Consider the following 21,000-nt stretch of genomic DNA (forward strand, 5'->3'; position numbering starts at 1 on the left):
GCGATAGGGTCGTGCCCGGCTCAGCCTGCCCGAGATCGGAGAACCCGCCCATGGAGAACGCCGCAGCCGGACTGACCTTCCGCGACGCCACCGACGCCGACGTGGACGTACTGGTCGCGCTGATCGAGGCGGCGTACCGGGGCGATGCCAGCCGGGTCGGCTGGACCACCGAGGCGGACATCCTGGAGGGACAGCGGACCGACCCAGAGGGCGTCCTCGACGTCATCAAGGCGCCGGACGGGAAGCTGCTCACCGTCGAGCGGGACGGCCGGGTCGTCGCCTGCTGCCAGCTGGAACACCGCGGTACCTACGCCTACTTCGGCATGTTCGCGGTCAGCCCCGACCTCCAGGGTGCCGGGCTCGGCAAGGTCGTCATCGCCGAGGCGGAGCGCCGGGCCCGGCAGGACTGGGGCGCCACGGAGATGCACATGACGGTGATCTCCGTGCGCGACGACCTGATCGCCTGGTACGAGCGACGCGGCTACCGCCGTACGGGAAAGATGACCCCGTTCCCGTACGGCGACGAGCGCTTCGGTATCCCGCAACGCGCCGACCTGCGGTTCGAGCTGCTGGTCAAGCCGCTGGTGTGACACACACCGCCGGGCTGACGGCTCATGCGGTGAAGCGGGCGGTGCGCTTGATCTCCGGGTAGTCGGTCGTCGCGCCGTCCAGCTGGAGGGCGCGCACCAGCCGCAGGTGGTCCTGGGTGTTCACCACCCACCCGATCACCCTGAGGTCCGCCTTGCGGGCGTGCTCGACGACCTCCAGGGTCAGCCGCCGGATGTTGAGGCAGAGGGTCGCCGCCCCCGCCTCCCGGGCCCGCTCCACCACGTCTGTGCCATAGCGGCTGGCGATCAGCGCGGTGCGCACCCCCGGCACCAGCCGGCCGATCTCGGCGACGGCCTCGTCATGGAACGAGGACACCTCCACCCGGGACACCAGGTCCCGCCGCTGCATCAGCCCGGCCAGCGTGCGGGCCGCCGCCACGTCCTTGATCTCGGCCTGCAGCGGCGTCCGTACCGCGTCCAGGACCTCCTCGAACACCGGCACCCGCTCACCGCGGCCCGCGTCCAGGGTGCGCAACTCCTCCAGGGTCTTCTCGGCGATCGGGCCGGTGCCGTCGGTCGTGCGGTCCACCTCCGCGTCGTGCATGACGACCAGGGCGCCGTCCTTGCTGAGGTGCAGATCGAGTTCGATCAGGTCGAGGCCGGCCTGCTGGGCGGCGACGAAGGAACGGAGGGTGTTCTCGGGCTCGACGCCCATGACTCCGCGGTGACCGATGGTAAGGAAGTTCAAGATTCAACTCGCTTCCGTCGACGGCGGCGGTGGCTGCACGCGCGCGGACCGTACGACGGGACGTCGCTGTCCACGCGGCTGGGCGCAGCCTAATGGCCGTCCGTCGCGATGAACCCGTACGTACACCGAGGATCGGCGCGCCGGGCGCGCGGTGTCTGGCTCGTGCCCCCGTCGGCGGTCACCCGGGGGTGGGCGCGTCCCGCCGCGTATTGACCGGCCGGATCCATGCGCCGCCCCGGAGCTGACACTTCATCACCGGTCGCAGTGAATGTGAGCGCCCTCACGGTTTCAGACGGGAAAAAACGCGGTGAAGGAAGGGGGTCGCAGGATAATTTCCTGAGGTCCCCCTTGCTGGGAGAAAGCCCGTATGCATACGGTGTCCTAACGCGAGGTTCTCCCGTGAAGGATGGGTCATGACGGAAATTCTTGTGCAGGTGGGTTCGGAGGAACAGGTTCCTTCCGTGACCAGGGTGGTGGAGCACCCGGCATGGCCCGTGCTCAAGGATGGCGTGGAGCGAATCCGGCCATGGCAGTCCAAGGACGGGTCGATCGACTTCGATGCCGAGGGCGCCCCGGCACGTGCCGACGCCGAGCGGGCCGTCGACGCGGTGATCGCCGCCGTCGAGGAGCTGGCCCCGCTGCTCCCGCACGACGCCGACTACCACCGCGCCCTGGTGACCGACCTGCGGCGCTGGGCCGTCGGCGGCTTCCAGGTGCCCGACTTCCTCGACTCGCTGCTGGCCTTCCAGCCCGCCGCGAGCCGCGCGGACGGACTCCAGCATCTGGTCGTCTTCCCGATGTACACCCAGAACGGCAACCCGGACCGCAACCTGGAGGCGGTCGTGCTGCGCATGGTCTGGCCCGACTGGCTGGCCGAGCTGGAGCGCACCCGCTACGACAACCCGCTGTTCTGCGGCATCACGTTCGAGGACTTCACGGCCGGCTACGACACGAACTCCGCCGTCCTCTTCCCCGAGACCATCGCCGTACGCCAGGCGCCGGAACGATTCTCCTGGGGCGGTATCTTCTGTGACCGCGAGGCCGCCCGCTTCCGCCGGGTCACCGACGCGGCCGTGGACCTCCTCGGCCTCGAACTTCCCGAGGACATCGCGGCGATGGTCCACGACCAGAAGCGCTGCGAGGAGGCCTTCGTGCTGTGGGACATGGTCCACGACCGCACCCACAGCCACGGCGACCTGCCGTTCGACCCGTTCATGATCAAACAGCGCCAGCCGTTCTGGATGTACGGCCTGGAGGAGCTGCGCTGTGACCTCACCGCCTTCAAGGAGGCCGTGAAGCTGGCGGCCGACGGTGTCCCGCAGGCCCGTGACGTGCAGTACGCGGTCCTCTTCGACCGCATGTTCCGCTTCCCGGTCACCGGCGACCGCGTCCGCAACTACGACGGGCTCGGCGGCCAGCTGCTCTTCGCCTACCTGCACAAGCACGACGTGGTCCGCTGGACCGACAACAAGCTCTCCATCGACTGGGAGCGCGCCCCGCAGGTCACCAACCAGCTGTGCGCCGAGATCGAGAAGCTCTACCGTGACGGCATCGACCGCCCGAAGCTCGTCCACTGGTTCGCCGGCTACGAACTGGTCGCCACCTACCTCGCCCCGCACCCCGGCTCCAAGTGGGCCAAGGGTCCGGACGCCCTCGACCTGACCCTGCCGCCGCGCAAACTCGTGGACGACGTGCTTCCGGACGAGTTTCCGCTGAGCATGTTCTATGAGGCCCTGTCCAAGAAACTGAAGAACGTGATCGCCGCAACCAAGGGGATCACGGCGGACAGCGCCGAGCCGGTCGCCGCGTGAGCGACAGTCTCCGGAACACTGCTCAAGAGGGGAAGCACATGGCGCACAACGGGTCTCTCAGTGGTGCGGTGATCGCGGTGGCCGGGGCGGGCGGACCCGCCGGGCGGGCCACGCTGTTGCGACTGGCCGAGGCCGGCGCGACCGTCGTCGGGGCGGACAACGATCCGCAGCGGCTGTCGGAGGCGGTGGACGCGGCTCGCTACGCGTCCGGTGGCGCGTCGGTCATCGGTGACACGGTGGATCTGCTCGACGTGCAGTCCACCCGGGACTGGGCCACCCACATCGAGAAGGACTTCGGTCGCGTCGACGGTCTCGTCCACCTGGTCGGCGGCTGGCGCGGCAGCGAGACCTTCGCCAAGACCAGCCTGGACGACTGGGACTTCCTGGAGCTGCTGCTGGTCAAGACCGTGCAGCACACCTCCCTCGCCTTCCACGAGGCGCTGCAGCGCAGCGACCGCGGTCGGTACGTTCTGATCAGTGCCGCCGGTGCTTCCAAGCCGACCGCCGGCAACGCCGCGTACGCCGCGGCCAAGGCCGCCGCCGAGGCATGGACGCTTGCCATGGCCGACTACTTCCGCAAGGCCGGGATCTCCCAGGGCGCCGAGGGTCCCACCTCCGCGGCTACGATCGTGGTGGTGAAGGCGTTGGTGCACGACGCGATGCGTGCCGAGCGACCCAACGCGAAGTTCGCGGGCTTCACGGACGTCAAGGACCTGGCCGAGGCCGTCGAGGGCGTCTGGAGCAAGTCCGCCGCCGAAGTGAACGGAAACCGTCTGTGGCTGACCGAGAAGCCGTGAACCCTCCGAAGACCGACGCGCGTCGCCACCACGACCCGGAGGTCCGCGGTTTCGCAAGTGACAACTACGCCGGAGCCCACCCCGAGGTACTGGCCGCCCTGGCCCTCGCCAACGGCGGCCACCAGGTGGCGTACGGCGAGGACGAGTACACCGAGAACCTCCAGCGGATCGTCCGCAGCCACTTCGGCGCGACCGCGGAGGCCTTCCCGGTCTTCAACGGCACCGGCGCCAACGTCGTCGCCCTCCAAGCGGTCACCGACCGCTGGGGTGCGGTGATCTGCGCCGAGAGCGCGCACATCAACGTCGACGAGGGCGGCGCCCCCGAGCGCATGGGCGGGCTCAAGCTGCTCACCGTGCCCACGCCCGACGGCAAGCTCACCCCGGAACTCATCGACCGGCAGGCGTACGGCTGGGAGGACGAGCACCGTGCGATGCCGCAGGTCGTCTCGATCACCCAGAGCACCGAGCTGGGCACCCTCTACACACCCGACGAGATCCGCGCGATCTGCGAACACGCCCATGAGCACGGCATGAAGGTGCACCTGGACGGCTCCCGGATAGCCAACGCGGCGGCCTCCCTGAACGTCCCGATGCGCACGTTCACCAACGCCGTCGGCGTCGACATCCTCTCCTTGGGCGGCACCAAGAACGGTGCCGTGTTCGGCGAGGCGGTCGTGGTGATCAACCAGGACGCCGTCAGCCATATGAAGCACCTGCGCAAGCTGTCCATGCAGCTCGCCTCCAAGATGCGGTTCGTGTCGGTGCAGCTGGAGGCCCTGCTCGCCAAGGACCTGTGGCTGCGCAACGCCCGGCACGCCAACGAGATGGCCCAGCGGCTCGCCGAGGGCGTCCGTGCGGTGCACGGCGTCGAGATCCTCCACCCGGTGCAGGCCAACGGCGTCTTCGCGCGGCTCCCGCACGACGTGAGCCTGCGCCTGCAGAAGCGCTTCCGGTTCTACTTCTGGGACGAGGCCGCCGGAGACGTGCGCTGGATGTGCGCCTTCGACACCACCGAGGAGGACGTGGACGCGTTCGTGGCGGCCCTCAAGGAGGAGATGGCGCGCTGAGCAGCAGACAACAGCTGTGCATAGATATGCGGCCAACTGAAAAGTCATTGACGCTCGGGTGGTCGCATTTCTATGCTCTGCGGCCATGGAGCTGATCCAGAACACCGCCGATCTGTCCGCGTACTTGTCCGCTGATGAGGCCATCGACCACCACCATCCGGTGGTCCGGGAGATGGTCGCCCGGCTGGCGGCGGGAGTCGAGGACTCGTATGCCTATGCGCGGGCCGCGTATGAATTCGTACGGGACGCCATCCCGCACTCCGCCGATGTCGGCGATCCCCGTGTCACCTGGCGGGCCTCGGACGTGCTGGAGCAGCGCACCGGCATCTGCTACGCCAAGGCCCATGCCCTCGCCGCCCTGCTGCGCGCCGAGGACATCCCCACGGCCCTTTGCTACCAGCGACTGGCGGACGACGACGGAGCCGGTCACGTCGTGCACGGACTGGTCGCCGTCCGCTTCAACGGGGCCTGGCATCGGCAGGACCCGCGAGGCAACAAGCCCGGCGTCGACGCCCGGTTCTCCCTCGACGGTGAGCGGCTGGCCTGGGTCCCCGACCCGGAGTCCAATGAGATGGACTATCCGGTCCTGTACGCTGAACCTCATGCGGTCGTGCTCGGCGTGCTGAAAGCGGCACCCGACTGCCCGTACCTGTGGAAGACGCTCCCCACCGCACTCTGAGGCAAGGCAGATGACTCTCACGCTCACCGTGTCCGACGAGGTGCGCGCCCTCGCGCCCGGCTTCACGCACCTCGCGATCGAGGCCCATGGACTGGTCAACGGGCCCAGCACCGAGGCGAGTTCGGTCCTCCTCGACGACGCGGCACGGCGTCTCGCCGTACGCCTCGACGGGCGCGCTCCGCACGAGGACCCGCACATGCTGGCCTGGCGCGCGGCCTACACGGCGTTCGGCTCCAAGCCGTCCCGCACCCGGAACTCCGCCGAGGCGCTGGCCAAGCGGGCCCTCGCGGACGGCGGGCTGCCCCGCATCAACCTGCTCGTGGACCTCTACAACGCCGTCAGCGTCGCCCATCTGATCCCCGTCGGCGGCGAGGACCTCGACCTCATCCAGGGCGGGATGCGTCTCGTGCGCGCCACGGGCGAGGAGGACTTCGTGACGGTCGCGGGCGGCGAGGAGGCCGTCGAGCACCCGGACGCCGGCGAGGTCGTGTGGTGCGACGAAGCGGGCGTCACCTGCCGACGCTGGAACTGGCGCCAGGGTCCCCGCACCCGGCTGACCGAGCGGACGACCTCGGCCGTGTTCCTCCTGGAGAGCCTCGCCCCGATGCCGGTGGCCGAGGTCGAGTCGGCGGGGACCGAACTCGCCGAACTGCTGGAGAAGTTCAGCCCCGGGGCGCGTATCGAGATGCGGGCACCCGAGTCGGCGGGCTGAGGCTCAGATCGCCTCGGCCGCCTTCAACTGCTCCTGCGTGGGCGCCGTACCGCCGAGATGGGTCGGGAGCCACCAGGTGTCGGTCGTGTCCTTCGGGCGGGCGGGGTAGGCGCGCTGGGCCGCGTCCAGCAGGTCCTGGACGCAGTCGCGCAGGCGGCGGGTGATGGCGCCCGCGTACTGGTCCCGCGGGGCATCGACCGGCTCGCCCACCCGGATGGTGACGGGGATGTGGCTGCGCTTGAAGTTGCGCGGCTGGCCCTTGGTCCACAGCCGCTGCGTGCCCCACAGGGCCATCGGGATCAGCGGGACGCCGGCCTCCTGGGCCAGGCGCGCCGCGCCCGACTTGAAGCTCTTCAGCGTGAAGGACTGGGAGATGGTGGCCTCCGGGAAGACCCCCACGATCTCACCGGACTTGAGCGAGCTCAGCGCGTGCTGGTAGGCCGCCTCGCCCTGCTCGCGGTCCACCGGGATGTGCTTCATCCCGCGCATCAGCGGACCGGAGATCCGGTGCCGGAAGACCGACTCCTTCGCCATGAAGCGCACCAGGCGCTTCTGCGGGAGAGCCGCCAGACCGTCGAAGACGAAGTCCAGATAGCTGATGTGATTGCTCACCAGCACGGCGCCGCCCGAGCGCGGGATGTTCTCCGACCCCTGGCAGTCGATCTTGAGATCCCAGACCTTGAACAGCGTCCTGGCGAAACCGATGACGGGACGGTAGACCAACTCTGCCATGGGCGGGGCGGACCCTTTCTGCTCTGCCTGGGAAAGGGGCTCCCGGCGGGAAGTTACGCAGCCGTAGGTTTACGGCGTATCGCAGATCGTGCCCGAAGAACGGACGGGGAGCCAGCCCTGGTGCCCCGGAGTGGCGAGATCCTCGTCACGTCGGCCTATGATCCACCTCGGATTTTTAACCTTCCTTTACTCCGCGCGTACCGCGAATCGGCGGACGAGCAGGAACATCTCGCACCCAAGGCAGTACCCGAACGCCGCGTTCAGGAAGGCCGCGGCGAGCGCGATCCCGGTCGCCGCGAGACCCAGCCAGCCGGGACCCAGCGCGAAACCGACCAGACCGAGTCCCGCGAACACCAGTCCCACCGCCTGGGCGAACCGCGGGGGTTCCGGTGGTTCGAACTCCGCAGGGGCAGCGAGCCGCGGTCGTACGACCGTCCGGAACGCCCAGCCGTACGGCGAACGGCTCACGCCCCCGGCCGCGCCGAGCGCGAACGCCAGGGTCTGCCAGGCGAGGATCCAGGGGCTACGGGTGATCAGCGCGGCGGCCAGCACGACCGTCGTGACCGCCGCCGCAAAACGCGGCCCACGTGCGTCGATGTCCATGAACCAAGGATTCCGCCCCGAAGGCCGATACGGGAGCCGGGAATCTTTGCAGTCTCGTGAACGCTGGTCCCAGTGGCGAGCAGCGTCGTGAATGCTGGTGCGGTGATGACCGGACTGGTGATGTGCCTGGCGGTGCTCGCGGCGGCGAGCGTCTACGGAGTGCTGCACAAGCGGCGGAGCGGGAGGGTACGAGTGCGCGGGCGGGACGACGGCAAGCGGCTCGGAGCGGCTGACCTCGGTGAACTGGGCGGCGAACTCGGCGGGCGGGCAACGCTGGTGCAGTTCTCCAGCGCCTTCTGCGCCCCCTGCCGGGCCACCCGGCGGGTGCTGGGCGAGGTCGCCGCCATGGTCCCCGGGGTCACCCACGTCGAGATCGACGCCGAGGCCCACCTTGACCTGGTACGCGAACTGCAGATCCTCAGGACGCCCACCGTGCTGGTGCTCGACGCGGACGGCCGGGTGGTGCGCCGGGCCACCGGACAGCCCAGGAAGGCGGACATCATCGCGGCGCTGGGAGAGGCGGTCTGACGGACGTGCCGATGACGGTGAGGCAGCTCCCATATCCCGGAACGTACTTGACTGGATGTACCACCTATCGTCAGCCTGACCGTATGTCTCATGAACTCCTTCTCTTCGGGCGGGTCCACGTCGACCTGGCCCGCACCGCGAGCGCGCGCTGTCCGGGTCGCTGAACGGCCCAGGACCTGAACGCCGCCTCCCCCCAGAAGGACAACTCCATGACGGCCACGCCCGACCTCGGTACCCCTCAGCTCGCCTCTCCCGACCTGCTCCGCTCCGCCTTCCGGCGGCACGCCGCCGGAGTCGCGGTGATCACTGCCCGCGGTGCCGGCGGCCCGGTCGGCTTCACCGCCACCTCCCTCACCTCCGTCTCCGCCGAGCCCCCGATGCTCTCCTTCGGCGTCGGCACGGGCGCCTCCAGCTGGCCCGCGATATCCACCGCCGAGCACATCGGCGTCCACATCCTCGGCGAGCACCAGGCCGAGCTCGCCGCCACCTTCGCCCGCAGCGGCGCCGACCGGTTCGGGGCGCCCACCGGTTGGCGCGAGGGCCACGCGGGGGTCCCGGTCCTCGACGACGTGCTGGTCTGGCTGGTGTGCCGGGTCGTCGCACGGGTGCCGGCCGGCGACCATCGCATCGTGCTCGCCGAGGTGGTCGTGGGAGATCCCTCCCGCGCCGGCCGGCCGCTCCTGTACCACCAGGGCGGTTTCAACGGACTGCGCGACTGATCACACGCCCCTCGTTCTGCGAAGGCGTCGAGTTCCGATTACGCTGCGTTGCGAAGGTCACAGTTCAAAGCGCTTGCTTAGCGGGAACGAACTGGGTGTACTGGCGAGTAATATTTCGTTCGGAGCGCGCGGCCGCCCCGACCGGGATGAGCCGCTTGGGGCGCCTATGCTGCCTTCAAGAGGCAGCCCAGAAAAGACGATGCAGTAGGAGAGCCGGCGTGAGTCTGAGGATCGTTGTCACTGTCAAGTACGTGCCCGACGCCACTGGCGACCGGCACTTCGCCGATGACCTGACCGTCGACCGTGACGACGTGGACGGTCTGCTCTCCGAGCTGGACGAGTACGCGGTCGAGCAGGCGCTGCAGATCTCCGAGAACTCCGACGACGACGTCGAGGTCACCGTCCTCACCGTCGGTCCGGAGGACGCCAAGGACGCGCTGCGCAAGGCGCTGTCGATGGGTGCGGACAAGGCGATCCACGTCGAGGACGACGACCTGCACGGCACCGACGCCATCGGTACCTCCCTGGTGCTGGCCAAGGCGATCGAGAAGGCCGGCTTCGACCTGGTGGTCTCCGGTATGGCCTCCACCGACGGCACCGCCGGTGTGGTCCCGGCGCTGCTGGCCGAGCGGCTGGGCGTTCCGCAGGTCACCCTGCTCTCCGAGGTTTCCGTCGAGGACGGGGTGGTGAAGGGGCGTCGTGACGGCGATGCCGCGTCCGAGCAGCTGGAGGCCTCCCTGCCGGCGGTCGTCTCGGTGACCGACCAGTCGGGTGAGGCCCGCTACCCGTCCTTCAAGGGCATCATGGCCGCGAAGAAGAAGCCGGTTCAGTCCTGGGACCTGTCCGACCTCGACATCGAGGCCGAGGAGGTCGGCCTGGAGGGCGCCTGGACCAAGGTCGAGGCCGCCACCGAGCGCCCGGCCCGCACGGCCGGCACGATCGTCAAGGACGAGGGCGAGGGCGGCAAGCAGCTCGCTGAGTTCCTGGCGGGCCAGAAGTTCATCTGAGCCCAGCAGTCGCTGACCGCCCCTCAACTTTCGCAAGTAGGAGAGCATTCCCATGGCTGAAGTCCTCGTCTACGTCGACCACGTGGACGGTGCCGTCCGCAAGCCCACCCTCGAGCTGCTGACCCTGGCCCGCCGGATCGGTGAGCCCGTCGCCGTCGCGCTGGGCAACGGCGCCGCCGACACCGCCGCCACCCTCGCCGAGCACGGCGCGGTGAAGGTCCTCACCCACGACGCGTCCGAGTACGCCGACTACCTGGTCGTTCCCAAGGTGGATGCGCTGCAGGCCGCCTTCGAGCAGGTGTCCCCGGCCGCCGTGCTGGTCCCCTCCTCCGCCGAGGGCAAGGAGATCGCCGCCCGTCTGGCGCTGCGCATCGGCTCCGGCATCATCACCGACGCCGTCGACCTGGAGGCCGGCGACGAGGGCCCGGTGGCCACCCAGTCGGTGTTCGCCGCGTCCTTCACCACCAAGTCCCGTGTCGCCAAGGGCACCCCGGTCATCACGGTCAAGCCCAACAGCGCCGCCGTCGAGGCCGCCCCGGCCGCCGGCAGCGTCGAGGCCCTGAACGTCACCTTCTCCGACAAGGCGACGGGTACGAAGGTCACCGGCCGGACCCCGCGTGAGTCGACCGGGCGTCCGGAGCTGACCGAGGCCGCGATCGTGGTCTCCGGCGGCCGTGGCGTCAACGGCGCCGAGAACTTCGCGATCATCGAGGCGCTCGCCGACTCCCTCGGCGCCGCCGTGGGCGCCTCGCGTGCCGCGGTCGACGCCGGTTGGTACCCGCACACCAACCAGGTCGGCCAGACCGGCAAGTCCGTCTCCCCGCAGCTGTACATCGCCAACGGAATCTCCGGCGCGATCCAGCACCGCGCGGGTATGCAGACCTCCAAGACGATCGTCGCGGTCAACAAGGACGCCGAAGCCCCGATCTTCGAGCTGGTCGACTTCGGTGTGGTCGGCGACCTCTTCGACGTCGTCCCCCAGCTCACCGAGGAGATCAACACCCGCAAGGGCTGATCGCCGCACGACTGTCCGAGGCCCCCGTGACCGACCCGGTCACGGGGGCCTCGTGGTGTCAGCGCAGGCTCAGTGAGGCCTGCACCGGCAGGTGGTCGCTGGGGAACTGACCGTGCATCGAGAAGGTGTTGATCGTCGCCTGGTGCGTGGTCACACCCGGCGAGGTCAGGATCCAGTCGATACGGTCGCCGTCCCGCTGGAGCCTGTGGTAGCCGTGGAAGGTGCCGTACAGGGTGCTGCGCCGCTCCGCCGCCTCCCAGGTGTCCAGGAGCCCGGAGCCCACGAGGGTGTCGTAGGCCGGGTTCTTGTGCGCGGCGGCGTTGAAGTCGCCGGTCACCACGACCGGCAGCGCGGGGTCGAACTCCGCGATCCGCTGGGTGAGCAGGGTCGCGCTGCGCTCGCGGGCGTACTGGCTCCGCTGGTCGAAGTGGGTGTTGGCGACGTAGAACTCCCTGCCGCCGTCGGCGAGATCGCGGAAGCGGACCCAGGTGACGATGCGGGGGAAGGCGGCGTTCCAGGTGTTGGAGCGGATGACCTCCGGGGTGTCGGAGAGCCAGAAGGTGTAGTGCTCCACAGGGGCCAGGCGCCGGATGTCGTAGTAGATCGCCGTGGACTCGTCCCGGCTGCCGCCCTCGCGGCCGGTGCCGATCCAGTCGTAGTGCGGTCCGAGGTCGGCGTCGATGTCGCGCAGCTGCTGGTAGAGGCCTTCCTGGGTGCCGATGACCTGGGGGTGCGCGCGGTGCAGCAGCTCGCGCATCACGGGTCGGCGATCGGCCCAGCTGTTGGGTTCGGCGGTGCTCGCGTACCGCAGGTTGAAGGTCATGACGTCGAGCCGTGGTGCGCGCCGTGGCGGGGCCGATGGGGTTACCCGGCCGGCCCGCAGGGTCGCGGACGGCACGGAGGAGGCGGACGAGGCGGAGATCGCGGCGCTGGAGAGGGGCACGGTGACCGCCGCGGCCAACAGGACCTTCAGGCCCAGACGGCGGGTGACTCGGCGCTGGTTCGGCACGGGGGCTCCTTCGGTGGCGAGGGCCGGACGAGGCGTGCGTAAGGCGAGTCCTGCGCAGAGAGTGTGCTACCCAGGTGTGAGTCAAGCGTGAACATGCCCAGATGGGGGCGTGTCGCCCCGTGGACATGGTGTTGACCATCCCGAAGGCGCCCGGATAACTTCATTCAACGGATTGTTGATTCCGTACAGTGGAAAACAGGAGGGTGTGGGATGGGTCAGGGCCAGCAGCAGAAGGTGGCGACGAGTCTCGCGGGCGCCGTCAGCGAGGAGATCAGCGCCTCCCTCGCGCCGGTCGACGCGGAACTGGAGCGCCGCTATCCGGGCGACCCCGGCACCCGCCAGCCCGTCCACACCGTGTACGTCCCCGGCGACGCCTTCGCCGCGGACACCGTCCGCTCCTGGGGCGTCCGGGCCCTCACCGCTCTTGACGAACACGCCCCCGACGCCGCCTCCTTCGCCGCCGTGCTCGGCCTGTCCGACGAACTCGCCGAGCCGGTCTACTCCCGGGTCCGCGCCAAGCTGGAGCGCGAGCCGATCGAAGACCTGCGCGTCGACTTCGAGGACGGCTACGGCTCCCGCCCCGACGCCGAGGAGGACGAGACGGCGGCCCGCGCGGCGCGGCTGATCGCCGAGGCGTATGCCGGCGGTACGGCGGCGCCGTACATGGGCATCCGGATGAAGTGCATGGAGGCCGCGGTGCGCGACCGGGGCATCCGCACCCTCGACATCTTCCTCACCGGGCTGATGGCGGCCGGCGGCCTGCCCGCGGGCCTGGTGCTGACCCTGCCGAAGGTGACCTACCCCGAGCAGGTCACCGCGATGGTCCGGCTCCTGGAGGCCTTCGAGAAGGCGCACGGCCTGGAGCCGGGCCGGATCGGGTTCGAGATCCAGATCGAGACCAGCCAGTCCATCCTCGCGACCGACGGCACGGCCACCGTCGCCCGGATGATCCAGGCCGCCGAGGGCCGCGCCACCGGACTGCACTACGGCACCTTCGACTACAGTGCCTGCCTCGGCGTCTCCGCCGCCTACCAGGCAAGCGACCACCCGGCCGCCGACCATGCCAAGGCGGTCATGCAGGTCGCTGCCGCCGGTACGGGCGTACGCGTGTCGGACGGTTCCACCAATGTGCTGCCGGTCGGGCCCACGGCGAAGGTGCACGACGCCTGGCGGCTGCACTACGGGCTCACCCGGCGTGCCCTGGCCCGCGCCTACTACCAGGGCTGGGACATGCACCCCGGTCACATCCCCACCCGGTACGCGGCCGTGTTCGCCTTCTACCGCGAGGGCTTCGAGCAGGCCGCCGCCCGGCTCGCCCGGTACGCCAACCGCACCGGCGGTGACGTCATGGACGAGCCCGCCACCGCCAAGGCCCTCAGCGGCTATCTGCTGCGCGGCCTGGACTGCGGCGCCCTCGACATCGCCGAGGTGGCCCGGCTGACCGGTCTGACCCGGGCCGATCTGGAGGGCTTCGCGGCGCCCCGGCGCGGCGATCTGACGGCCTCCGGCAAGTAGCGGCCCTGTCACAGCCGCCCCCGGGCGACTTGAGCTGTCGGCGCCGCCCCGTACGCTGGACGCGGTTCACGGACCTGTCTGAGGAACGGGGCGGCGGTGTCTTCGGGTTCGGGGGAGTACGGACAGGCTGACGGGACCGGTCGGCTGCTGGCAGGGCGGTACCGGGTGACGGCCCGCCTCGGGCGCGGCGGCATGGGCCTAGTCCCGGTCTCTACGTCAGCGACGTCTACATCAAGGGCGGCGACAACGACTCCCCGGTTCCCGGACTTCCCGTCTGCTGAGTGCGGACGTACCGCTCCAGGCCCGACGCGACCGCCCACTTCCGCTCCGCGAACAGCCGGGTGCCCCGACGGCACAGTTCGGCGTCGGCCCGCGCACGCGCGCAGAACTCCTCGGGTGTCACACCGAACAGCTCCCTCAACTCGGTTGCTTCACCCAGAAGTTCGGTGAGGAGGGTGCGCTCACCGGGGTGGCGGCGGGGCGTGCCGGTGCCGTCGTGCAGGACGCCGTGCCGGTTGACGTAGGCGTGGACGCCGGGCAGCGTCGTGCCGTCCGCGAGGCCGACGCGTACGTCCGGGGCGGGCAGCCAGGCCCGGCCGAAGTTGCCGCCCGGCAGCGGTACGCCCTCGCTCGCGTCGATCACCTCCAGCTGCCGTCCGTCCAGCCAGAGGACGAACAACTGCCTTACAGCCGTGGGGGATTGGACCGGGGACGCCGAGACATAGCCGAGGCGGCTGACGTGCGCGGAGACGCCCACGTCGAGGCCGGTCACCCGGGTGCGCACCATGGGGATCGGCTCGGTCACCCCGGACTCGGCCATCTTGTGCTGGAGTTGGGCGGGAGAGGCGTTGGAGCCGACCGCGAGCACCGGTACCCGGCCGTCGTCGTACACCAGCCGGTCCAGCGGCAACAGCAGGTCGCCGTCGAGGAGTCCAGAATCGGCGGGCCAGACGCCGGGATAGGTCAGCGGGTGGTCGCGCGGTGCCTGGTCGAGGCCCAGTTCCGTGAGCGTACGGCCGGTCATGCGCGGCTCACTCCGAGGGTGGCAGCTCGCCCGAGCCGCGGGTGACCAGCCGGGTCGGCAGCTCGATCCGCTCCGGTGCCAGAAGGGTGCCGTCCAGTTGGCGGAAGAGCCGCTCGGCAGCCGTACGGCCGAGCAGGGCCGCGTCCTGGGCGACGACGGTGAGGCCTGGATGCAGCAGATCGGCCAGCTCGATGTCGTCGAAGCCGACGAGTGCGACCGGACGGGTCCGCTCGGCGAGAACCCGGATCACGGTGACGGTCACCCGGTTGTTGCCCGTGAAGATCGCGGTGACCGGGGCGGGCCCGGACAGCATCTCCTCGGCGGCCCGGCGCACCCGCTCCGGGTCCGTCACACCGAGGGAGGTCCACGCCGGCTCGACGGATATCCCGGCGTCCTCCATCGCGGCCCGGTAGCCGCGCAGCCGCTCGGCCGCGGTGTGGATGCGGGGCATGTCACCGATGAAGCCGATCCGGTGGTGGCCGTGCGCGATGAGATGGGCGACGCCGTCACGGGCCCCGCCGTAGCTGTCGGACAGCACCACGTCGGCGTCGATCCTCCCGGCCGGGCGGTCCACGAACACCGTGGCCACACCCGCCCTGATCTCCGGCTCCAGATAACGGTGGTCGTCCCCGGCCGGAATCACCACCAGCCCGTCCACCCGCCGTGCGCACAGCGCGAGCGCCAACTCCTGCTCCCGTTCCGGGTCCTCGGCACTGGACCCGTTGATCAGCAGCGCCCCATGGGCCCGGGCCACCTCCTCGACCGCCCGGCTCAGCGGACCGTAGAACGGGTCGGCGAGGTCCTCAAGGACGAGACCGATGCTCGCGGTACGGCCCTTGCGCAGCACCCGCGCGCTGTCGTTGCGGCGGAAGCCGAGCGCGTCGATCGCCTCCTGGACCCGGCGCTCGGTGTCCGGGGTCACCCCGGGCTCGCCGTTGACCACCCGGGACACCGTCTTGAGGCCGACACCGGCGCGCGCAGCCACGTCCTTCATCGTCGGCCGGGTCCCGTAACGGGAGCCTGGGAGACGGTCTGCGCGGCGGGAGGTCTCGGGCACGATGCGGCGTCCTGTCCTGTCGTCCACGGTGGTGATTCCCGTTGTCCACGGGGGATGCACAGGTCCATGGGTTTGTATGAGGATGTGGCGTCGAGCATAGAGCCTGGACAACGTTGTCAGATGCGGGGGAGACTGTCCACCGCAATCTCCGGCCCGCGCCCCCACCGCTGGACGGCTGCCTTTCACTCGGTTACTCATGGTTGACGGGGAGATCTGACTCTGATGCACACCGACCTCGTGGCGGCCCTCGACATCGGCGGCACAAAGATCGCCGGCGCACTGGTGGACGGTCACGGACGGATCCAGGCACGGTCCCAGCGCGCGACGCCCGCCCAGCAGGACGGCGAGACGGTCATGAGCGCCGTCGAGGAGGTGGTCGGCGAACTCGCCGGTTCACCCCTGTGGGGGCGGGCCGGCTCGCTCGGGATCGGCAGCGCGGGTCCCGTGGACGCCTCCGCCGGCACCGTGAGTCCGGTCAACGTGCCGGGCTGGCGGGACTTCCCGCTCGTCGAGCGGGTGCGCGCGGCCGCCGGTGGACTGCCGGTCGAGCTGATCGGCGACGGTGTCGCCATCACGGCAGCCGAACACTGGCAGGGTGCGGCCCGCGGCCATGACAACGCGCTGTGCATGGTGGTGTCGACGGGCGTCGGCGGCGGCCTGGTGCTCGGCGGCAAGCTGCACCCGGGGCCGACCGGCAACGCGGGCCATATCGGCCACATCAGCGTCGACCTCGACGGGGACCCCTGCCCGTGCGGGTCGCGCGGCTGCGTGGAACGCATCGCGAGCGGGCCCAACATCGCCCGGCGCGCGCTCGAGGGCGGCTGGCAGCCGGGTCCCGACGGCGACACCTCGGCGGTCGCGGTCGCGGCCGCCGCCCGGACCGGCGACCCGGTCGCGGTAGCGTCCTTCGAGCGGGCCGCACAGGCGCTGGCGGCCGGGATCGCGGCCACCGCGACCCTTGTCGAGATCGACGTCGCGGTGATCGGCGGTGGCGTGGGCAAGGCGGGGGACATCCTCTTCACGCCGCTGCGCAAGGCCCTCACCGACTACGCGACGCTCTCCTTCGTGCAGCGTCTGACGGTCGTGCCGGCCCAGATGGGCACGGACGCGGGTCTGGTGGGCGCCGCGGCGGCCGCGCTGGCCCAGAGGGGCACGGACGCGACGGCGGCGGGCGTCTGAGGCGGCCGGACTCAGCAGGAACGTTCAGGCCCGGTCGGCCGGTGTTCAGGTCCGGCCGACCGGGCCGGTCAGGGGTGTCTGACGTGCGGGTCGTGGTACGTCAGCAGGTGATCCGCGCGTCCGCCCAGTCGCCGTGGTCGGAGGTGACGCCGTCCCGCCTGCTGGACGGGGTAGCGGCGGACGAACTCGGTGTCGACCTCGAAGCGGGTCACGAAGCCGGCGCCGTCGTGCTTGACGTTCCAGTCCCTGGCGATCTTGATCGCGTAGTCCTCGTCGAGCACCGGGTAGAAGATCGGCTGCTCGGGCAGCCGGGGCGGCCAGGCGCGCCTCTCCAGCTCCCGGACCAGTTCGATCTCCACGGGCCCGGTCGGGCGCCAGAGGGTCGTGGTCGGTCGCGGGCTGGTCATGGCGTACGGCTTCCCGTGCGGGCGGGGTTGGGGCTCCCCGACGTCAGGGCCTGTCCGGCGGATCATGCCGCAGACGCGGTGCCTGGCACGCCCACCTGCGGCGTCCCCAGCCTTCGGCCGGGGGTGCCCCCACCGCGTTGCCGCCCTCCTCCGCCCTGCAGCTGGACGCACCAGGCACCGCTCGCCGGCGCTGATGAGGCGCCGTTGATTTCCTGCGACCTGATCCGCCGGACGGGCCCTAGCCGCGCCGTGATCCTTCCGGCCATCCGGTTTCCGTGCCGATGTGCCGTGTTGCTCCCCTCGTGGGTTCGCCCGTGACCCCGGGCCGCCCGCACAGTTGAGACGGGCATGAAGAAGCGCAGCATGCTCGCCATCGCCAGCCTGGCCACCGGATTCGTCGTGGCCGCCATCACCCCGTCCCACGCCGCCGCCGACGGTCCGTTCGACGACCTGCCCGTCGCGGACGCCCTGGAGCACGTCGGACACCTCGTGGGCAACGACAGCTTCGAGACCGACGGGGATTTCCTGGGCCAGGAGTAGTCCGGCCGGGCTGGAGCGAACGACGGTGCCGGTGTTCCGCGGAGGGAGCACCGGCACTCCGTTTTGCGCGTCCTCAACGGGAACTGGTTTCCGTGGCAGTGTGGAGCGGGCAAGCCTCAGGGGGCCAAGAGAAGAGGGGGAGTCCGTGATCGTCTGGGTCAACGGCGCGTTCGGTGCGGGTAAGACGACCACCGCACGTGAACTGATCGAACTGATCCCGAACAGCACGCTCTTCGACCCCGAGGTCATCGGCGGGGCACTGACACACCTGCTACCGGCCAAGCGCCTCGCCGAGGTCGGCGACTTCCAGGATCTGCCGATCTGGCGACGACTGGTGATCGACACGGCGGCAGGGATGCTCGCCGAGCTGGGCGGGACCCTGGTGGTTCCCATGACGTTGCTGCGCCAGGAGTACCGCGACGAGATCTTCGGCGGCCTCGCCGCCCGCCGGATCGCCGTCCGGCATCTGTGCCTCACCCCGGCCGAAACGATCCTGCGCGAGCGAATATCCGGCCGGGAGCTCCCGCCCGACCTGCCCGACGGCGAGATACGTGTCCGGCAGTGGTCGTACGACCAGATCGAGCCCTACCGTGCCGCCCTCGCCACCTGGATCGGCGCCGACGCCCATCTCGTCGACACCAGCGCCCTCACCCCGTACGAGACGGCCGTGTACATCGCCGAGGCCGTCGGTACCGGTGCCGCGCCCGCCTGTGACATCGTGCAGACGCCGGAGCCCACCGCCGAGACCCTCGCGGCCGGGGTCCTGCTCTTCGACGAGGACGACCGCGTCCTGCTGGTCGACCCCACCTACAAGGCGGGCTGGGAGTTCCCCGGCGGTGTCGTCGAGCCCGGCGAGGCACCCGCACAGGCGGGCGTGCGTGAGGTCGAGGAGGAGACCGGCATACGGCTGGAGAAGGTCCCGCGGCTGCTGGTCGTCGACTGGGAGCAGCCCGTGCCGCCCCGCTACGGAGGTCTGCGGCTGCTCTTCGACGGCGGCCGGCTGGACTCCGCCGAGGCCGGACGGCTGGTGCTGCCGGGGCCCGAGCTGCGCGGCTGGCGGTTCGTCACCGAACAGGAGGCCGCCGAGATGCTGCCCCCGGTGCGCTACGAACGGCTGCGCTGGGCGCTGCGGGCCCGCGAGCGCGGTGCCGCGCTCTATCTGGAGGCCGGCGTCCCGGTCGGTTGACAGTCCCTGACTGCATGTCAAGTATCCGCATTCTGAGCGAGGTTGGCGGGGACCTTGGCATTTCCCGGGGTTGTGTAGGGACTTTGCGTGGAGTGGAAGGTTCCAAGGGGTAATCGAGGGTGAATTGAAGCCGTCCCGGTATGAACGAGAACGTGAAGAAGGTACACAAGCGTTCTAACGTCGGTGCGCAGCTCAACTTCCTCGCGGCCGCTGGCCGCCGTGCACAGGCCGGACATCCACCGGTCGAAGGAGGGACATGCGCGCGCACTCTTCGGCCCCCACAAGGGGACTCGCACTCGCCGCCGGGCTCATCCTGGCGCTCGCCGCCTGTAGCAGCGGCGGCGGTGGCGGTGGCAGCGGCGACAAGGGCACCTCGGCGGATCTCGCCTCCTGCTCCACCCAGGGCAAGGCCGACACCTGCAACTCCGGTACCACCAAGGCCGGCGGCACGTTCACCTATGTCATCGAGAAGAACATCCAGCAGTGGAACGTGCAGGACACCAACGGCAACACCTTCGAGAACGCCGAAGCGCTCAGCCCCGTCCTGCCGCAGGTCTTCATCCCGCAGCCGGACTTCAGCGTCAAGCTCAACACCGACCTGGTGACCTCGGCGACCCAGGCGAGCACCAGCCCGCAGACCATCGTCTACAAGATCAACCCCAAGGCGTCCTGGAACGACGGCACCCCGATCACCGCCGACGACTTCGTCTACGACTGGCGGACCAACGACGGCAAGGACTGCCCGCCGCCGCCCGCCGGCGACTCCACGCAGACCAAGGGCTGTCTGCCGGAGAGCACCGCCGGCTACGACCGCGTCAAGTCGGTCACCGCCTCCGACAACGGCAAGACCGTGACCATGGTCATGGCCCAGCCGTACTCCGACTGGAAGTCGCTGTTCGGAGGGGGCTATCCGCTGTATCCGGCGCATGTCGCGGAGAAGCTCTCCGGCGCCAAGACCGGTGACGCCACACATATGACGGCCGCTCAGATGACCCAGGGATGGCAGTACTTCCAGAAGACCCCGCCCAGCAAGTACGCCACCGCGGGCCCGTACAAGATGACCGAGTGGGTCGACAACGACCACGCCACCTACGAGCCCGACCCGAAGTGGTGGGGCGGGCCGGCCACCCTGCAACGGCTGATCTTCAAGGTGATCTCCGACGCCACCCAGGAGCCGATCGCCCTGCGCAACAACGAGGTCCAGGGCATCTACCCGCAGCCCGAGGTCGACCTCGTCAACCAGGTCAAGGCCATCCCCAATGTCACCTACACCATCGGCAGCGGGCTGACCTGGGAGCACTTCGACCTCAACCTGCACAACCCGGTGATCGGCAAGTACCTGCCCCTTCGGCAGGCGATGTTCACGGCCATCAGCGTCAAGGACATCATGGCCAAGACGGTCGCTCAGTTCGACCCCGGTGTGAAGCAGCTCTACAACCACAACCTCGTGCCCGGCCAGGCCGGTTACCAGGACGTGGTGAGCGCCGGCGGCCAGGGCTCGGGTGATCTCACCAAGGCCAGGAAGTACCTGACCGACGCCAAGTTCACCGGCGTCGGCACCGCGCTGAAGACGCCGGACGGCACGGCCGTCGGGCCCTTCAACTGCCGGTACACCACGGGCAACCAGATCCGGCAGAGCGAGTGCCAGATCCTCCAGAGCGACCTCGCCAACCTCGGCATCAAGGTCACGATCAAGCCGATCGGTGCCGCCGACCTCGGCACGGTCCTGGCCGGCCACCAGTACGACATCATCGTCTTCGCCTGGGTCGCGTCCCCCTTCCCGACCAGCAACGCCCAGCAGACCTGGTCGACCGGGGGTGGCGGAAACTACGGCGGCTACAGCAACAAGAAGGTCGACGCACTGATCAGCCAGGCCGTCGGCGAGACGGACACGGCCAAGGCCGCGTCCCTGCTCAACCAGGCCGACCAGATCATGGTGAACGACGCCTATGTACTGCCGCTCTACCAGAAACCCACCTTCCTCGCGGTGCAGACCCGGTTCGTGAACATGCGCAACAACTCCACCAACGTCGGACCGCCGTACAACGTCGGCGAGTGGGGCCTCAAGAAGTAGCCACGGGACCAGTCGGATCCGATTCCCGGCCCCGGCGACCCCG

Annotated in this window: 22 protein-coding genes; 15 read left to right on the top strand and 7 right to left on the bottom strand. The window is 69.9% G+C overall.

The window, feature by feature from the left end:
• The first annotated feature begins 50 nt into the window (after positions 1 to 50).
• Positions 51 to 590 carry a GNAT family N-acetyltransferase gene (locus ABTY98_RS23010; RefSeq protein WP_352222811.1) on the top strand — a complete coding sequence of 180 codons (540 nt, stop codon included), beginning with the start codon at positions 51 to 53 and terminating at the stop codon, positions 588 to 590.
• A gap of 22 nt (positions 591 to 612) precedes the next feature.
• Here the strand turns inward: ABTY98_RS23010 and ABTY98_RS23015 are convergent, their stop codons facing one another.
• Entirely contained in the window at positions 613 to 1,296 is a 684-nt protein-coding gene (locus ABTY98_RS23015) for a glycerophosphodiester phosphodiesterase (RefSeq protein WP_352222812.1), read from the bottom strand.
• Positions 1,297 to 1,709: 413 nt separating this feature from the next.
• Between ABTY98_RS23015 and ABTY98_RS23020 the strand changes: the two genes are divergently transcribed.
• The 5 genes from ABTY98_RS23020 to ABTY98_RS23040 all read left to right on the top strand — a co-directional run bounded on the left by ABTY98_RS23020 (position 1,710) and on the right by ABTY98_RS23040 (position 6,362).
• A complete protein-coding gene (locus ABTY98_RS23020) occupies positions 1,710 to 3,107 on the top strand; it encodes a DUF6421 family protein (RefSeq protein ID WP_352222813.1) in 1,398 nt (465 codons plus the stop codon).
• A gap of 38 nt (positions 3,108 to 3,145) precedes the next feature.
• Complete coding sequence (locus ABTY98_RS23025) at positions 3,146 to 3,904, top strand: SDR family NAD(P)-dependent oxidoreductase (protein WP_352222814.1); 759 nt, start codon at positions 3,146 to 3,148, stop codon at positions 3,902 to 3,904.
• Positions 3,901 to 4,971 carry a threonine aldolase family protein gene (locus ABTY98_RS23030; protein ID WP_352222815.1) on the top strand — a complete coding sequence of 357 codons (1,071 nt, stop codon included), beginning with the start codon at positions 3,901 to 3,903 and terminating at the stop codon, positions 4,969 to 4,971. The genes ABTY98_RS23025 and ABTY98_RS23030 overlap by 4 nt, the downstream gene beginning before the upstream one ends.
• Before the next feature lie 85 nt (positions 4,972 to 5,056).
• The gene (locus ABTY98_RS23035; RefSeq protein WP_352222816.1) at positions 5,057 to 5,650 is read left to right on the top strand and encodes a transglutaminase domain-containing protein; all 594 of its coding nucleotides are present in this window, start codon (positions 5,057 to 5,059) and stop codon (positions 5,648 to 5,650) included.
• A gap of 10 nt (positions 5,651 to 5,660) precedes the next feature.
• Positions 5,661 to 6,362 carry a B3/B4 domain-containing protein gene (locus ABTY98_RS23040; protein ID WP_352222817.1) on the top strand — a complete coding sequence of 234 codons (702 nt, stop codon included), beginning with the start codon at positions 5,661 to 5,663 and terminating at the stop codon, positions 6,360 to 6,362.
• 3 nt (positions 6,363 to 6,365) lie between these two features.
• Here ABTY98_RS23040 and ABTY98_RS23045 read toward each other — a convergent pair whose 3' ends face one another.
• Both ABTY98_RS23045 and ABTY98_RS23050 read right to left on the bottom strand, forming a co-directional pair.
• On the bottom strand, positions 6,366 to 7,094 hold the full coding sequence (locus ABTY98_RS23045) for a lysophospholipid acyltransferase family protein (protein ID WP_352222818.1): 729 nt from the start codon (positions 7,092 to 7,094) through the stop codon (positions 6,366 to 6,368).
• A gap of 186 nt (positions 7,095 to 7,280) precedes the next feature.
• Complete coding sequence (locus ABTY98_RS23050; RefSeq protein ID WP_352222819.1) at positions 7,281 to 7,697, bottom strand: DUF4395 domain-containing protein; 417 nt, start codon at positions 7,695 to 7,697, stop codon at positions 7,281 to 7,283.
• A 105-nt stretch (positions 7,698 to 7,802) separates the two neighbouring features.
• Here ABTY98_RS23050 and ABTY98_RS23055 point away from each other — a divergent pair, with 105 nt between their 5' ends.
• From ABTY98_RS23055 to ABTY98_RS23070, 4 genes are all read left to right on the top strand, one after another.
• Positions 7,803 to 8,225 carry a thioredoxin family protein gene (locus ABTY98_RS23055; protein WP_352222820.1) on the top strand — a complete coding sequence of 141 codons (423 nt, stop codon included), beginning with the start codon at positions 7,803 to 7,805 and terminating at the stop codon, positions 8,223 to 8,225.
• A 209-nt stretch (positions 8,226 to 8,434) separates the two neighbouring features.
• Positions 8,435 to 8,944, top strand: coding sequence for a flavin reductase family protein (locus tag ABTY98_RS23060; RefSeq protein ID WP_352222821.1), 510 nt, complete (start codon positions 8,435 to 8,437; stop codon positions 8,942 to 8,944).
• Positions 8,945 to 9,162: 218 nt separating this feature from the next.
• Complete coding sequence (locus tag ABTY98_RS23065; protein ID WP_352222822.1) at positions 9,163 to 9,951, top strand: electron transfer flavoprotein subunit beta/FixA family protein; 789 nt, start codon at positions 9,163 to 9,165, stop codon at positions 9,949 to 9,951.
• 52 nt (positions 9,952 to 10,003) lie between these two features.
• Positions 10,004 to 10,966 (top strand): electron transfer flavoprotein subunit alpha/FixB family protein, encoded by a 963-nt coding sequence (locus tag ABTY98_RS23070; RefSeq protein WP_352222823.1) that lies wholly within the window; start codon positions 10,004 to 10,006, stop codon positions 10,964 to 10,966.
• Between the two features lie 58 nt (positions 10,967 to 11,024).
• Here the strand turns inward: ABTY98_RS23070 and ABTY98_RS23075 are convergent, their stop codons facing one another.
• Entirely contained in the window at positions 11,025 to 11,975 is a 951-nt protein-coding gene (locus ABTY98_RS23075) for an endonuclease/exonuclease/phosphatase family protein (RefSeq protein ID WP_352222824.1), read from the bottom strand.
• Between the two features lie 210 nt (positions 11,976 to 12,185).
• Between ABTY98_RS23075 and ABTY98_RS23080 the strand changes: the two genes are divergently transcribed.
• Complete coding sequence (locus ABTY98_RS23080; protein ID WP_352222825.1) at positions 12,186 to 13,490, top strand: DUF6986 family protein; 1,305 nt, start codon at positions 12,186 to 12,188, stop codon at positions 13,488 to 13,490.
• A 226-nt stretch (positions 13,491 to 13,716) separates the two neighbouring features.
• Here ABTY98_RS23080 and ABTY98_RS23085 read toward each other — a convergent pair whose 3' ends face one another.
• A complete protein-coding gene (locus ABTY98_RS23085) occupies positions 13,717 to 14,514 on the bottom strand; it encodes a hypothetical protein (RefSeq protein WP_352222826.1) in 798 nt (265 codons plus the stop codon).
• 7 nt (positions 14,515 to 14,521) lie between these two features.
• The gene (locus tag ABTY98_RS23090; protein ID WP_352222932.1) at positions 14,522 to 15,571 is read right to left on the bottom strand and encodes a LacI family DNA-binding transcriptional regulator; all 1,050 of its coding nucleotides are present in this window, start codon (positions 15,569 to 15,571) and stop codon (positions 14,522 to 14,524) included.
• A 222-nt stretch (positions 15,572 to 15,793) separates the two neighbouring features.
• On the opposite strand from ABTY98_RS23090, the gene ABTY98_RS23095 reads away from it, so the two are divergent.
• Positions 15,794 to 16,750 (top strand): ROK family protein, encoded by a 957-nt coding sequence (locus tag ABTY98_RS23095; protein WP_352222827.1) that lies wholly within the window; start codon positions 15,794 to 15,796, stop codon positions 16,748 to 16,750.
• A 68-nt stretch (positions 16,751 to 16,818) separates the two neighbouring features.
• Here ABTY98_RS23095 and ABTY98_RS23100 read toward each other — a convergent pair whose 3' ends face one another.
• Positions 16,819 to 17,157 (bottom strand): hypothetical protein, encoded by a 339-nt coding sequence (locus ABTY98_RS23100; RefSeq protein ID WP_352222828.1) that lies wholly within the window; start codon positions 17,155 to 17,157, stop codon positions 16,819 to 16,821.
• Between the two features lie 348 nt (positions 17,158 to 17,505).
• On the opposite strand from ABTY98_RS23100, the gene ABTY98_RS23105 reads away from it, so the two are divergent.
• The 3 genes from ABTY98_RS23105 (at position 17,506) to ABTY98_RS23115 (ending at position 20,957) form a co-directional block, all read left to right on the top strand.
• The gene (locus tag ABTY98_RS23105) at positions 17,506 to 17,697 is read left to right on the top strand and encodes a hypothetical protein (RefSeq protein WP_352222829.1); all 192 of its coding nucleotides are present in this window, start codon (positions 17,506 to 17,508) and stop codon (positions 17,695 to 17,697) included.
• A 145-nt stretch (positions 17,698 to 17,842) separates the two neighbouring features.
• Entirely contained in the window at positions 17,843 to 18,883 is a 1,041-nt protein-coding gene (locus ABTY98_RS23110) for an NUDIX hydrolase (protein ID WP_352222831.1), read from the top strand.
• Positions 18,884 to 19,139: 256 nt separating this feature from the next.
• Positions 19,140 to 20,957 carry an ABC transporter family substrate-binding protein gene (locus tag ABTY98_RS23115; protein WP_352222832.1) on the top strand — a complete coding sequence of 606 codons (1,818 nt, stop codon included), beginning with the start codon at positions 19,140 to 19,142 and terminating at the stop codon, positions 20,955 to 20,957.
• Positions 20,958 to 21,000: the final 43 nt, after the last annotated feature.

Source organism: Streptomyces sp. NPDC096040, from assembly GCF_040303265.1.
Classification (GTDB): domain Bacteria; phylum Actinomycetota; class Actinomycetes; order Streptomycetales; family Streptomycetaceae; genus Streptomyces.

What these genes read in the sequence shown, in the direction of transcription:
- ABTY98_RS23010 (WP_352222811.1), top strand. Translation starts at nt 51, where the DNA reads ATGGAGAACGCCGCAGCCGGACTGACCTTCCGCGACGCCACCGACGCC.
- ABTY98_RS23020 (WP_352222813.1), top strand. Translation starts at nt 1,710, where the DNA reads ATGACGGAAATTCTTGTGCAGGTGGGTTCGGAGGAACAGGTTCCTTCC.
- ABTY98_RS23025 (WP_352222814.1), top strand. Translation starts at nt 3,146, where the DNA reads ATGGCGCACAACGGGTCTCTCAGTGGTGCGGTGATCGCGGTGGCCGGG.
- ABTY98_RS23035 (WP_352222816.1), top strand. Translation starts at nt 5,057, where the DNA reads ATGGAGCTGATCCAGAACACCGCCGATCTGTCCGCGTACTTGTCCGCT.
- ABTY98_RS23040 (WP_352222817.1), top strand. Translation starts at nt 5,661, where the DNA reads ATGACTCTCACGCTCACCGTGTCCGACGAGGTGCGCGCCCTCGCGCCC.
- ABTY98_RS23045 (WP_352222818.1), bottom strand. Translation starts at nt 7,094, where the DNA reads ATGGCAGAGTTGGTCTACCGTCCCGTCATCGGTTTCGCCAGGACGCTG.
- ABTY98_RS23050 (WP_352222819.1), bottom strand. Translation starts at nt 7,697, where the DNA reads ATGGACATCGACGCACGTGGGCCGCGTTTTGCGGCGGCGGTCACGACG.
- ABTY98_RS23055 (WP_352222820.1), top strand. Translation starts at nt 7,803, where the DNA reads ATGACCGGACTGGTGATGTGCCTGGCGGTGCTCGCGGCGGCGAGCGTC.
- ABTY98_RS23060 (WP_352222821.1), top strand. Translation starts at nt 8,435, where the DNA reads ATGACGGCCACGCCCGACCTCGGTACCCCTCAGCTCGCCTCTCCCGAC.
- ABTY98_RS23070 (WP_352222823.1), top strand. Translation starts at nt 10,004, where the DNA reads ATGGCTGAAGTCCTCGTCTACGTCGACCACGTGGACGGTGCCGTCCGC.
- ABTY98_RS23080 (WP_352222825.1), top strand. Translation starts at nt 12,186, where the DNA reads ATGGGTCAGGGCCAGCAGCAGAAGGTGGCGACGAGTCTCGCGGGCGCC.
- ABTY98_RS23085 (WP_352222826.1), bottom strand. Translation starts at nt 14,514, where the DNA reads ATGACCGGCCGTACGCTCACGGAACTGGGCCTCGACCAGGCACCGCGC.
- ABTY98_RS23095 (WP_352222827.1), top strand. Translation starts at nt 15,794, where the DNA reads ATGCACACCGACCTCGTGGCGGCCCTCGACATCGGCGGCACAAAGATC.
- ABTY98_RS23100 (WP_352222828.1), bottom strand. Translation starts at nt 17,157, where the DNA reads ATGACCAGCCCGCGACCGACCACGACCCTCTGGCGCCCGACCGGGCCC.
- ABTY98_RS23105 (WP_352222829.1), top strand. Translation starts at nt 17,506, where the DNA reads ATGAAGAAGCGCAGCATGCTCGCCATCGCCAGCCTGGCCACCGGATTC.
- ABTY98_RS23115 (WP_352222832.1), top strand. Translation starts at nt 19,140, where the DNA reads ATGCGCGCGCACTCTTCGGCCCCCACAAGGGGACTCGCACTCGCCGCC.